This window comes from Cohnella ginsengisoli (genome assembly GCF_029525555.1).
Classification (GTDB): Bacteria; Bacillota; Bacilli; order Paenibacillales; family Paenibacillaceae; genus Cohnella; species Cohnella ginsengisoli.
This window is the reverse complement of the sequence record NZ_JAPDHZ010000006.1, coordinates 477,642-490,841: the sequence shown is the minus strand read 5'-3', so window position 1 is coordinate 490,841 and position 13,200 is coordinate 477,642. Positions and strand designations below refer to the sequence as shown.

At 58.8% G+C, this 13,200-nt stretch carries 6 protein-coding genes and 5 pseudogenes; 7 read left to right on the top strand and 4 right to left on the bottom strand.

Translation table 11 applies throughout. The features are described from left to right. Positions 1 to 6: 6 nt before the first annotated feature. Both OMP38_RS36355 and OMP38_RS28790 read right to left on the bottom strand, forming a co-directional pair. Positions 7 to 941, bottom strand: a pseudogene (locus OMP38_RS36355) (sensor histidine kinase). Then, a pseudogene (locus tag OMP38_RS28790) lies at positions 938 to 1,664 on the bottom strand (response regulator transcription factor). The pseudogenes OMP38_RS36355 and OMP38_RS28790 overlap by 4 nt, the downstream one beginning before the upstream one ends. Before the next feature lie 186 nt (positions 1,665 to 1,850). Between OMP38_RS28790 and OMP38_RS28785 the strand changes: the two are divergent. Further along, complete coding sequence (locus OMP38_RS28785) at positions 1,851 to 3,272, top strand: amidohydrolase family protein (RefSeq protein ID WP_277568137.1); 1,422 nt, start codon at positions 1,851 to 1,853, stop codon at positions 3,270 to 3,272. A gap of 250 nt (positions 3,273 to 3,522) precedes the next feature. Here OMP38_RS28785 and OMP38_RS28780 read toward each other — a convergent pair. Both OMP38_RS28780 and OMP38_RS28775 read right to left on the bottom strand, forming a co-directional pair. Then, a pseudogene (locus OMP38_RS28780) lies at positions 3,523 to 6,726 on the bottom strand (MMPL family transporter). Positions 6,727 to 6,909: 183 nt separating this feature from the next. Then, positions 6,910 to 7,110, bottom strand: a pseudogene (locus tag OMP38_RS28775) (MarR family winged helix-turn-helix transcriptional regulator); the annotation flags it as partial. A gap of 512 nt (positions 7,111 to 7,622) precedes the next feature. Here OMP38_RS28775 and OMP38_RS28770 point away from each other — a divergent pair. The 6 genes and pseudogenes from OMP38_RS28770 to OMP38_RS28745 all read left to right on the top strand — a co-directional run bounded on the left by OMP38_RS28770 (position 7,623) and on the right by OMP38_RS28745 (position 13,191). Further along, positions 7,623 to 8,417: a hypothetical protein gene (locus OMP38_RS28770; RefSeq protein ID WP_277568136.1), complete on the top strand. Its 795-nt coding sequence runs from the start codon at positions 7,623 to 7,625 to the stop codon at positions 8,415 to 8,417. Continuing rightward, positions 8,405 to 8,749, top strand: a complete 345-nt coding sequence (locus OMP38_RS28765; protein WP_277568135.1) for a hypothetical protein — start codon at positions 8,405 to 8,407, stop codon at positions 8,747 to 8,749. Before OMP38_RS28770 ends, OMP38_RS28765 begins: the two co-directional genes overlap by 13 nt. A 34-nt stretch (positions 8,750 to 8,783) precedes the next feature. Beyond that, a complete protein-coding gene (wsfD, locus tag OMP38_RS28760) occupies positions 8,784 to 10,322 on the top strand; it encodes a glycan biosynthesis hexose transferase WsfD (RefSeq protein WP_277568134.1) in 1,539 nt (512 codons plus the stop codon). A 28-nt stretch (positions 10,323 to 10,350) separates the two neighbouring features. Then, positions 10,351 to 11,160 carry a hypothetical protein gene (locus tag OMP38_RS28755; RefSeq protein WP_277568133.1) on the top strand — a complete coding sequence of 270 codons (810 nt, stop codon included), beginning with the start codon at positions 10,351 to 10,353 and terminating at the stop codon, positions 11,158 to 11,160. A 16-nt stretch (positions 11,161 to 11,176) separates the two neighbouring features. Further along, entirely contained in the window at positions 11,177 to 11,953 is a 777-nt protein-coding gene (locus OMP38_RS28750) for a hypothetical protein (protein ID WP_277568132.1), read from the top strand. Continuing rightward, positions 11,940 to 13,191: pseudogene (locus OMP38_RS28745) on the top strand (glycosyltransferase family 2 protein). The gene OMP38_RS28750 and the pseudogene OMP38_RS28745 overlap by 14 nt, the downstream one beginning before the upstream one ends. Positions 13,192 to 13,200 lie beyond the last annotated feature (9 nt).

Genomic DNA, 13,200 nt, shown 5'->3' with positions numbered 1-13,200 from the left:
CCTTTGCTAGCCAGACTTCAGGACAACCGTGAACACGGTCCGCTCCCAGGGCACGCTATGCAAGACAATGGTGCCTCCCATGCGTTCGATGAGCCGCTTCGTAATGGTCAGGCCGAGGCCGCTGCCTTGGTAGAGACGATTGCGCGAATCCTCGAGCGTGTACATTCTCTCGAAGATCCGTTGGTGCTCCGTCTCCGGGATGCCCTTGCCCTTGTCCCACACCTGGAGGAGAATCTTCCCCTTCGTCCTTCCGCTCTAACGTCAAGCCCAGCAGTTTGCCATCGATCCCATACTTCATCGCATTCGTGATCAGGTTATCCAGCACGCGTTCCAGCGCCTCCGAGTCAGCCATGACATACAGGTCTTCGTCCGGCATAGACAACGCCAGCCTTATCCCAAGGCTTGCAAACATGTCGTAAAAAAGACAACAACTTCAAGCGGCACAACTCGCTGGCGTTCACGCGAGTCAGCACAATCTCGGTGTCGCCCGCCTCCAGCTTGGCCAGATCGAAGAAGGAATGAACGAGACGGAGCACTTCTTGCGCCTTTTCGTGAATGTTCGCCGTCATGGCTTCCCGCTCCCGCTCGGCTAGGCTGCGGTCATGAAGAAGAATCTCGCTGTAGCCCAGAACCACCGTCAGCGGCGTCTTCAGGTCATGGGAGATATTGGACAGCATGCGGCGGATCTCAATCTCCTGATTGGTATAGCGCGCGCCGGCCCGATGCGCGTGGTCAAGCAGCCGGTTCAGGTCACTCAAAAGCCGCCCTACCCGATTGCCGCTGTCGAACATCAGCAGCCTTTCGTTCGTGCCATTTTCCAAGATCGCGTTCAGCTTGACGTGAAGATAATCGAGCTGTCGGCTTCGTTTGCGCAGGAGCGCCGCCAATGCGATTGCGGCTATTCCGAGCAGCGCGGCGAAAGCGGCGAGAAACCCGATCATGACTGGTCCGCTTCCAGCTTGTACCCGAGGCCCCACAGCGTCTTGATGTACCTCGGGTCGGACGGGTCCTCTTCCAGCTTCTCGCGCAAGCGTCGCATATGCACGTTAATAATGTTGTCGTCTCCGATAAAAGCGTCGTTCCAGACCGACGCGTAGATCTGAGCTTTTGTATAGACTCGGCCCGGATGCTCCGCGAGCAGCTTGAGGATGCCGAATTCCTTGGACGTCAGCTTGATGGGCAGGCCTTCCCGCTCGACCCCGTACGTCTCCAGGTTCATAACGATCCCCCCCGACCCGGATGATCTCAGCCCGTTCCGGCGAACCTACGGCCTTCGTCGATGACACGGAATAAGTTGAGCGGCGAATGGCCGCCCGCACGCGGGCGATCAGTTCGATGAGCGAAAAGGGCTTGCTGACGTAATCGTCCGCGCCCCATTCGAGGCCGAGCGCCTTGTCCGCCTCGCCGTCCTTAGCCGACAAGACAAGTACCGGTACCAAGCTAACGTTCCGAATCGAACGCAGCACCTCCAGACCGCTTCGGAGCGGCAGCATGAGATCCAGGATGACAAGATCGTACCGGAGAGGCTGCTCCGCGAACAGGCGCTCCGCCTCCATGCCGTCATAGGCATAGGTGACGCGGTAGCCCTCTTTGACCAGATAAGGACCCACCATTCCGCTGATGGCTCGATCATCCTCGACAAGAAGTATGTGATTGCCCGACATGGATGTCCTCCGCGAACGTTTTGCATCTATTACCTCACAGTTCGGGGACATTGACAACCCGTCTCCCTCCCCTCTTCGTAAACGTAAGCTTTTTTGTAAGAACCCATTAAGAAAAATGCAGGGTTTAATCTCTACAATCAAGTTATACCGACTAGGGTTCATTACGATAAGGGGGGAGCAAGTTGAATGAGAAAAACGAAAAGGATCGGGACGTTTGTCCTCGGCGTTATGGCTTTATCGGTTGTTTTGGCGGGATGTACGGATGCCGACGATGAGAACAAGCCGTCCGGCATGAAGCAGACGCTCGCGATTGAGCATGCGACAGTCGTGGACGTAAAAACCGGCAAGCTGGCAAACGATCAGACGATCACCATTGCGGATCATAAGATCACTCGTATCGGCAACAGCGCGGACATCGATCTTCCCGATGATGTACAAGTAAGGGACGCCAAGGGACAATACGTCATTCCCGGCCTGTGGGACATGCACGTGCATCTGGAGGATAATTACAAAGAAGCATTTCCGCTTCTCCTGGCGAACGGAGTGACCGGAATCAGGGAGATGGGAGCGGCGCTTCCCCGGATCGATGAGTGGAAAGCAAGTATACAAGCCGGTATGACAGCGCCGCATCTCGTCTACGCGGGTATGACCTTGAATGGAGGTCCGGCCGATGATGCCCCTCACATGCGTTACTTAAAAACGGAGGAAGAAGCGCGCGAAGCGGTACGGATCAATGCAGAGAAAGGCGCGAGTCATATTAAGGTATACTCTTGGTTGCCGCGTCCTCTGTTTCTCGCGGTCGTGGATGAAGCCAAGAAATACGGCTTGCCGGTAGTCGGACATTTGCCGGTGGAGGTTCGGGCCGAAGAAGCGGTCCAACTTGGTTTCAAAAGCATCGAACATATGCACGGCTTGTTTATTGCCACTTCGAGCATCGAAGACGACATCTTCAAAAATGCCGATATGAGCGATTTGGCCGGTTATTCGGTGGCAGAGATCGAGGCTTCCCAGCATTATGACGCTCAAAAGGCAGACAAGCTCTTTCGCGAATTCAAAGAAAAAGAGGTTTGGCCTGTGCCCACCCTCGTTACTTATTTTAATATGGGCAAAACGGAAATCGATCCTCGGTCCAAATACGTACCGACCGCCGTGCAGGAGCGATGGGCCGAGACGATTCGCGCCGTTCCTCCCGAACAGACGGAATTGGTCGCTACGATTAATTCCTTGAATCCGGGCATGGTCAAGAAATTGAACGATGCCGGCGTGCCGATGCTGGCGGGCACCGATTCCGGATACGAGCTGACGAACTTAATCTACGGCGTTTCTCTCCATGACGAACTTGAATTGCTCGTGAAGAGCGGCCTTACGCCACTGCAGGCCTTGCAGACAGCAACGCTGAATCCTGCGAAATATTTCGGGAGAGAAGAGGAGACGGGCAGCGTGGAAGAAGGAATGCAGGCCGATCTCGTGCTGCTGGACAAGAACCCGCTGGAGGACATTCGAAACACGACAAGCATTTCCGCAGTGGTGCTGGACGGCAAGCTCATGGAGAAGCAGACGTTGGACCAAGCGGTTAAAACGTATCCCGTGATCAAGGTTAACGGCTGAACTCCTGCCCCATCAGACCTCTCGCCGGTTACGAGCTGTCCGTATGCCGCATGACCGAGCCGGAGAGATGATTGGGCCAGGTGAAAAACAACCGGGCATTCCGGCGTTATCTGCTTCGAGGCTTGGACAAGAAAGAGTCGTCGGCCAAAAACGCAAACGGGACGAAGCAGGAAAATTTCTCTGCTTCGTCCCGTTTGACGATTTCGGCTTCGTTTCAGCTCTTTGCTTCAAATTCGAGTTCTGCCTCCGATTATCCCTCGTGCGACGCCACGCGCACTTCGGCGGGCGTGGCGCCGACGGAGGCCGGCGATCGCCGCCCCATGAACGGCCACCAGTTCGCCTCGCCGAACGTGCGCACCATGACCGGCACGAACAGCGGCAGCACGATGACCGCGTACAGGAACAATCCGCACAGCACCATCGTCGCGATCTGAAGCAGCGACATGACGCCCGACGGCAGCATCGCCGCGAACGTGCCGCCCAGGATGAGCGCGGCGGATAGAATGACGGTGCCCATGTTCCGCATTGCCTTCAGGATCGCCTCCTGCGGCGGCAGGTCGCGGTATTCGCGGAACCGGTCCATCAGAAAGATGCTGTAGTCGACGCCGAGCGCGATCAGCAGCACGAAGCCGAAGAACGGAACGGTCCAGCTCGTGCCCGAATGCCCGAGGATCCGCACGAAGATGAGCTCCGTGATCGCGAGCGACGTGTAGTAAGTCCCGAGCAGGGAGATGACCAGGTAGATCGGGATCACGATCGACCGGAACATGAAGATCAGAATCAGGCCGATGCCGATCAGCATGAGCACGACCGTCCGCGAGTAGTCCGCGGAGGAGATCTCGTGCAGGTCGTTGTTGGCGCTGGTGACGCCGCCGATCTCATGGGTCGAGCCTGCGTCGTATGACGTGCCCTTCAAACCGCGGTCGATCGCTTCCTGCAGCGGATCGATGAGCTTCATCGTCTCGAGCTCGTACGGGTTGCCGGAGAAAATGACGTCGAACGTCGTGATCTTGCGGTCCTTCGAAGCGTATACGTCCAGCGCCTGCTGGAAGTCCGCGCGCTGAATCGCGTCGGCCGGGATGAACCAGCCGCTAAGGTCGCTGTCCGATGCCGAGGACAGCTCGCCGATGTAGTCTTGGGCCGACTTCAGGCCGCCCGACACCTGGTCGAGGCCGTTTACGCTTTTATTCAGCCCGCTCGTGAGCTGGCCCAGCTGGTCGTTCAGCTGCGCGAAGCCGTCGCCGAGCTGCTGCTGGCCGTCCGCCAGTTTGTCGAGGCCGCCCGTTACGCCCGGCAGCTGCCCGATGATCTGCCCTTGGCCGTCGGCAGCCTGATCCAGCCCGCTCTGCAGCGAACCGATGCCGGACGCCAGCTTCGCAAGCCCAGCCGACAGCTGCGCCTGCCCGTCCGCCGCTTGGGCCAGACCGGCGTTCGCCTGCTTCAAGCCCGCGGCCGCGCCGTCCAGCTTGGCATTCAGCTGCGACAGTCCGCCCGCCAGCTGCGAAGCGCTCGACTGCAGCTGGCCGAGCGAGGCGACCGCGCGCTGGTAATCCGCATCGGAAGCCAGCTCCGGATACTTGTCGCCGAGGCCTCCGACACCCTTGCCTAGGTCGGCAAGGCCGTCTGCCAGCGCCTTCTGCTTGGCGGCGATGTCGCCGTACCCCGCGCCGAGCTGATCGAGCCCGCTTGCCAGCTGCTTGTAGCTTGCCTCGAGTTTGCGGCTTGCTGCCAGCAGCTGATCCGCGCTCTTCTTCGCCTGGGCCGCGCCCTGGCGCAGCTCACCGGCGCCGGCCGTGCCTCTTTCAGCCCGTTCTGCACCGCCTTGAGGCCGCTCTCCAGCTGCGCGATGCCGCTCTTGAGCGACTGCGTGCCGGCCACGAGCTCGTCGGCGCCTTCGGCCGCCCCGCTAAGCTTCGATGCGTTGGCGCTGAGCGACTTGCTCGCGTCGGCAAGCCCCTTGGACACCTGGCCGATGCCTTGCGCGCCCTGGTCCAGTCCGCTGCCGAGCGTGTCGACCTGCTGCGTCACCTGAAAGTCCTTCGGCGCCTCGCCCGTCGGCCGCGTCGCGCTCCGAACGGCTTTGACGCCGTCGACGCCTGCCAGCTCGCGGCTCACCCGCTCGATCATCGCGAGTCCTTCCGACGTGTCGATCGCCTTGTCGGTCTTGAGCACGACCGTCGTCGTCAGCGACTCGCCAGGTCCGAAGCTGTCCGCGATGACGTTAAAGCCCTTGACCGAATCGTAGCGGTCGCCGATCTCGTCCAGCGAGTTGAAGGAGATCGCGCCTTTATAGATGGAAAGGAACGGCGCCAGCACGACCGCCAGCACGAGCAGCGACCAGAGCGGCCGCTTCAGGGAGAAGCTGCCCATCGCGCCCCAGAACCGGCTCGGTTTGTGCTCGAGCGAGCCGCGCGTCGGCCAGAAGATGGCTTTGCCCAGCACCGCCATGAAAAACGGCACGAGCGTCACCAGCGCGATCAACAGCACCGCGACGCCGACCGCGACCGCGACCGCCGATTGATACAGGCTGAACGCGGAAAACCCGATGCAGGCGAAGCCGACGAGCACGGCGAGACCGGCATACATGACGGTTTTCCCCGCGGTCCGGTAAGTCGTCAGAATCGCCCCGACCTTGTCCCCGCCGTTATGCGCCAGCTCTTCCTTAAACCGGCTGATGAGCAGGATGCAGTAGTCCGTGCCGATGCCGAACATGACCGCGACCATGAAAATCTGCGTGAAGTTCGACAACGGAAAATCGAGATATTTGACCAAAAAAAGAAACGACCGATTGCGCCGCGATGTAGCTGATCCCGACCGTCACGAGCGGGATGAACGGCGCGATCGCGGACCTGAACACGAGGAACAGAATCGCGAGAATAAAGATGACGGTGATGTACTCCGTCTTGTGCAGACCCTCTTGCGAGCTCTCGACGACGTCCTCCTGGATGATCCAGTTGCCCGTGTAGTAGTGGTCGACCTTGACGTCGGATATGGCGTTCGTCAGACCCTCTCGCACCTCGGACAGCTCGCGTCCGGCCGTATTCACGGTGAGGAGCGCCAGCACGGTCTTGCCGTCCTTGGACACCATCTGGTCCTTCAGCTCCGGCGTGTCGAAGTGGGTCGTCACCGAGCCGATGCCCAGCTTTTCCTTCTCCGTCTTCAGTTTATCGATGCCCGCCTTGATCTCGGACATCTGCGCGTCGGTAAGCGCCGCGTCGCCGTGGAAGACGAGCACGGTCGCGTTGCCGCGCCCGTCTCCGCCGTCGTTATCGCGCTGTGCATCCCGCTCGTGCAGCAGCTCGCCCGCGTTGGTCGACGTATAGCCGTCCGGCACGGTGATCTGCCCTTTCTCACGAACCAGATCCGCCATGTTCGGCGCCGTGAGCACCAGCCCGGCCACGACGACGAGCCAGAGCGCGAGTACCGCCCACCTGAATTTGACGATGCTTTTCATGAATCCCCGCCGCTCCTCTCCCCCGGAAGCTTCTCCGCCGCCCTGAATGATGACGCGCGCCAGCTTCTCGTAGGTCTCTATGAATTGATCGGCCTCGGCCTCGTCGAACGCCGACACGTACGCGCCGAGCAGCGATCCGATCCGCTCGTTCAGGTCGATCGCCATGCTCCCGCCGGCCTCCGTCAGCCGCAGGTACGTGACACGCCGGTCCTTGCCGTCGGGACTGCGCACGATCAGCCCCTTGTCCACCAGACGCGACACGATGGCCGTAATCGAACTCTTGCCCACGCAAAATACGTCGGCCAGCTCGGTCGACGTGCAGTCGTCGCGCGTCCCTACGTATTGAATGATCGCGAACTGGTCCAGCGTCAGATCGCCGGGCATCTCGTCCCGCAGCAGCGCCGTCATTCGCCGGTTCACGGTGAACATGGCCGCCTTGTAGCGTTCGATGAGGCCGTTAAGCTTCGGTCCCGTCAGCAATCGTATCACCCTCTAATCATTCGATGATTGAATTGTTTCACTATCGAACTATATCATTTGTCTTTTTTTAACGTCAATTACGCATCCAGGGCGTTCCGCCTTTCCGACCGAATTACCAAATTGTTCAACGTTACGAAATCCTAGGTTTCATCTAAAATATTCTTTATGGCAGACAAGTAGGCATAACGAATCATTTTTAAATCCAATTTTCACACCTATAATCTCTTATAACTATTTATTCGCCATTAATATACATAATCAGACTTTATTCACGGTTATTTAAGCTTTCTAAATGAATATTTGTCGAATCATGAAAAAATGATTCCGAATGCCGTCGCACAGGCGGGGAGTGCGTGGTAATTATTGTAGAACAACCTTGCGACCATTCGTATCAAGACAGGAGCGATGCGACGAAAATGAGGATTCGACTCATCGCCGTCCTCGGCGCATGCGCAGCTATACTCGTTGCATGCGGACAGAGCGCGATACCATCGGATGACGCGGCCAAAAACGCGCTGCCGCCCAACCGGTACGGCGCCTCGGCGGCTTACGACGAAGGGCGCGCCACGCTCGAAGCATTCATCGCGGACCGCATGACAGGCAGGTACGGCATCTACACGAATCTCATCGATACGGCGCAAGACGGCACAGCCGCAAGCGGCCACGAGATCTTGAGCGAGTCGGCCGGACTCTTGATGCGATACTACGCGCTGAGCGGGCGGCGCGATTCCTTCGAGACGTCATGGAACCAGGCCCGCGCCGTATTCGACATGGACGCGTCGTTCAGCTACCGCTACAGTCCGCTGTCGGACCGACGCTATCCGGTCAACGCGGCCGTCGACGACCTGCGGATCATCCGCGCGCTCTACGAGGCCGGCGCCTCGTTCAAGGACGCCGCTTATACGTCCGAGGCCGACCGCTATGGGCAGCGCTTCTACGCCTATAACGTCAAGGACGGACGTCTCTACGACTTTTACGACGAGACGCACAAGACGACCAATGATTTTCTCACCTTGTGTGATATCGATCTCAAGACGCTCGGGATGCTGAGCCTTCCGGAAAACGACAAGAAGCGGTTGCTCGAAAACGCCCGTCGCAAGGCTGAAGGCGGCTACCTCGGCGACGCGTTTCCTTTTTTACGAGACGCGCTACGATTACGGCAAGGGGGAATACGCGTCTCCCCCTGGACATCCGTACCGTGGAATCGCTAGTGACGATTCTGCACCTGTCCGAGGCGGGGATCGCGCATCCCGAGAGCGTCGCGTACATCAAAAAGCTTGTTGACGCCGGCACACTGTTCGGCACATACAGCCGGACGGGAGAGCCCAAAGACGACGTGCGCTCGACCGCCATCTACGCGCTGGCTGCGATGATCGGATCGGCCGCGGGCGACAAGGAACTGTATGAACGAGCGATCGCGAGAATGAACGAGTTACGGACGACGGGGACCGGCGGACCGCTGGACGGCGGCTTCGGCGACCCTGCGACGGGCCAAGCCTACTCGTTCGACAATTTGACGGCCCTGCTGGCTTACGCTTACTAACTGCAGCTTGAACGACGGGGAAGGAGAGGAGAATATGAACCGATCGGACATGTCGAGCACGGGGGCAATCGCCGACTACTGCAAGCGCCTCTTCAAAGCGGCAGCCCGTTACGCCTCTCCCTCTTTGCTCGCCGCCGCCGCGGTGCTCGCGATCTCGGCGGCCGCCTTGTTCGTCAAGCCTTACATCGGCATGGCCGATAACGGCGACTATTTTCGCATCCTTTACAGCAACGGTATTTATTTCAGCGCGCCGGACTACAGCAAACAACAATTCGGTTACTTCATAAAGGACTATGGCATTTTTCAATACTATAACGACGCAGGCGTCTCGCTCTATTCATCACAGTCGCTATTCGTGCGCCAGGCGCTTCAGCTGAACATCTGGTTTTTGGACGCCCGGACGTTCGATATCCGCACCCAAGCCGCGATCTATTTGATACTTTACACAGTCGCCGTCTATATGCTGGTCGAGGCGCTGACCTGGAGAGCGCCAGCCAAGCGCGGATACATCATTGCCGCGCTCGCGGTCTTTATTTTCGGAGACACGGCCTACACCGCTTATTTCAACTCTTTTTACAGCGAAGCTTTAATGTTGATTATGTCGCTGTTCATGCTGGCCTCCGGTCTGCTGATCTATCGCGGGCGGTTCAACGACTACACCATGCTTGCCGTGTTCGTGATCAGCTCGCTGCTGCTCGTCACGAGCAAGCAGCAGAATGCGCCGTTTGGCATCCTGATCGCCTTGTTCGGAATCTGGTTGCTGCTGGCACGCAGCAACCGCCCTTACAGGCTCAGCGCAGCCGGGGGCTTGACGCTGCTGCTCATCGTCAGCATCGCTTCCTACGCGCTGATTCCGCAGGAATTCGTCAACATCAACAAATATCATGCCATGACCCGAGGCGTGCTGCCGGATTCGAGCGACCCCGAGCAGTCGCTGAAGAGCATGGGCATCGACGGACAATATTCCCTGCTCAGTGGCACGACCTATTACGACCCTTATACGACAATCGACGTGAACTCCAATAAGATGCTGACGGAGTTCTACGGAAAATTCGGTTTCGGCAAGGTGCTCGCCTACTATGCGACTCATCCGGATCAGGCCGGACGGATGCTGAACCTCGCCGCACAAGGCGCGTTTACGACTCGGCCGGAGACCATGGGCAATTACGAAAAGTCGGAAGGCCTGGCTTTCGGCGCGCAGACGCATTTCTTTTCCTTGTACAGCATGCTCAAGAAGGCGCTGACGCCCAAAACCTTCGGCTTCATCTTCCTCTGGGCGATCATCGTCGTCGGGCTGTATATGCCCTCATTCGTTTCCGCCGTCAGGACCAAAAATCGAAGACAGGCGGTCAGGCTGCCGCTGCTGCTCACGATGATCCTCCTCGGTCTCGCCGGAATCGCCATCTCGATCGTCGGCGCAGGGGATGCCGACTTGGCGAAGCACGAGTTCATGTTCACGATCGTCTTTGATCTCGTAACCTTCATTACGGTATCCGACGCCTTGTCGGGATGTCTCTGGCGCAACGTACCGACGCACCTGAACACGGCGCCATCGGCGACGACCGCCGCCTAGCCCGACCATCAAGCGAGGAGGAAGGACCATGCGAAAAAAAATCGGTATCCCCGGGACTACGATACTGATGATGTTGGCGTTCTTGCTCGCATGCCCGACCGTCGCCCCCGGATCTTCTGCCGCCGCCGGCATTCCCGCTTCGGCTGACGGTCCGGCGCTGCTCCTCTACGATAGTCTGGCCTTGTCGACACCGCGGGAGAGAAACGTCGAAACGCTCGAGCGGCTGCTTGCCGCCTACGGCATACCCGTCGCCGCCATGGCCTTCGACCGTTATGCCGAGGGGACGCTGAAGTCCTACCGGCGGGTCGTGGTCATGCGCAACGCGCCCGACCTCCCTCCTAACGGCGCGCTTGCTTCGGAATTGGCGGCTTACGAAGGAGACTACCTCCAGATCGGCGGCCAGGAGCTTCCGGACCGCGTGCGGGCCGGCCTGGACCTGAAGCTGGCCTCCGCGCCGCCGGACACGGTCCGCCTCAAGGCGGGGGAATACAGTCAGACGCTGCCGGACGTCGGGAACCTGGACTATATCGCAGGGGCTTCAAGCGCTGCCAAGCGCTATGGCACGCTGACTTTCGCGAGCGACGGGAAGCGCTCGCCCTATGCGGTATCCGCGGGCGGCTACGCTTATGCCGGCTATCTGTCCGCGGGCAGCTTGGCCGAGCTGGCGCTGGCCTACGTGTTGAAGGACTGGCTTCACGCCGAGGACGAATTCGGCGCGTACTTGTTGATTAGAGAGATCTATCCGTTCTCCGATCTCGAGCTGCTGAAGACGCTCGCCGACCGGCTCTACGATGCCGGGGTCCCTTTCGCAGTCAGCGTGAAGCCCGTTTTTTTATAACACGAACTACCCGGCGATGCAGCGTTATGTCCAGGCATTGCAGTATGTGCAGTCCCGCAACGGCAGCATCGTCGTCGACGCGCCGGCCGTCGCCGCCACTTCGACAGCCGGCGACGACTCGCTTCACGGCAAGATGAGCGGCTTTATCGAACTGCTCGCGGCGAACGGCATCGCACCGCTCGGCATGGGCGCGAGCTTGTTCTGGACCTACGACAAGGTTTATGCCGCGCAGGGCATGTCCTTTTTCGACTCCGTCTTCCTTGCCCCGAACGCAGACGGGCAGCGCGTCCAATCTACGAACAAGTCCGCGCCCTTCGTATTCTCGCCCTACGTCATCCCGTTCGCGCAGCTGCAGGACTACGAGCAACCCGACACGGCCCTGAGAACGCCGCTGCCGTTGAATCTGGCGTTCTCCTTCGACCTGTTCCCGGACGAGGACGCCATGGAAGAGGCCGTGGACGCGATCTCCCGCAGCTGGATTCCTTTCGCGGATCTGAAGAACGGGTCGCACGAGGTACGCACGGACAGGGTGGCCGTTCAGTCTTCCGGTGGCAGCCTCCTGATCGACGGCAAGCCGCTGGATATCGGCAAACACGAGCAGACGGTGGACGAGAATTATGCATACACCGCAGCCGCGAAGATCAGTTTTTCCAAACTATTCGGCATCCAGAACCAGATCTTGATGGTGATCATCGGCGCTTCGCTGACGGTGTTCGGCCTCTTTCTGTTCATTGGCTATCGCCGCTACAGACGAAAATTCCTTTATCGGGGAGGCCGCCATGACGCCCTTTGACATCCTCATGCTTATCTCGGTTATCTGCATCTGGTCGCTGCTGCTCGTGAACGTCGCGCTGATCGTCGCCGGCTATCTCTTTTTATTTGCAGACGGATCGCCAGCCCGTGCCCGCGCTGCCGGAGCTCCCTCCGTTCGTCTCGATCATGGTGCCGGCCCACAACGAAGGCATGGTCATCGTCAAAACGGTGGAGTCGCTGCTCGCCTTGAATTACCCGCAGGACCGGTACGAGATCATCGTCATCAACGACAACTCCTCGGACAATAGCAGCGAGCTGCTGTCCGGCCTTCAGCGACGGTATGCAGGCAGGAACCTGATCGTCATCAACACCGACAAAGTAACCGGCGGCAAGGGAAAGTCCAATGCGCTCAACATCGGCTTCGCGCAAAGCAAGGGCGAGCTGATCGCGATTTACGACGCGGACAATACGCCGGAGAAAACCGCGCTGACCTACCTCGTCGCAGAGATCATGGCCGATGCCAAACTCGGCGCGGTCATCGGCAAATTCCGCACGCGCAACCGGAACGCGAGCCTGCTCACGCGCTTCATCAACATCGAGACGCTCTCGTTCCAGTGGATGGCTCAGGCGGGCAGGTGGAAGCTGTTCAAGCTATGTACGATACCGGGTACAAACTTCATTATGCGCAGACACATCGTCGAGGAAATCGGAGGCTGGGACGTCAAGGCGATCGCCGAGGACACGGAGATCAGCTTCCGGATCTACATGATGGGATACCGGATCAAGTTCCAGCCCAAATCGGTCACCTGGGAGCAGGAGCCCCAGACGGTCAAGGTATGGTTCAAGCAGCGGTCGCGCTGGGCGAAGGGCAACGTATACGTCATCGTCAAAAATTTCCCGTTGCTCTTCAACCGCAAAGCGGCCCGCATCCGTTTCGATATCTTATACTTCGTCGCCATCTACTTTCTGCTGGTCAGTTCGCTGATCGTATCCGATTTACTGTTGATCTTTCACGCGCTCGGCTATGTAAAGACGACCATCGCCGGTTTCAGCTCGTTTCTGTGGATGCTGGCGATTACGCTTTTCGTCGTCGGGACGTATATCACGCTGATCACGGAAAAGGGCGAGATGAAGCTGTCGAACCTGTGGCTCATCCTGCTGATGTACGTCACCTACTGCCAATTATGGATGGTCGTCGCCGCTTACGGCCTTTACAACTACTTCAAGGATCAGATTTTCAAGCGCGAGGTTAAATGGTACAAGACCGAAAGATTCTGAGCGAGGAGG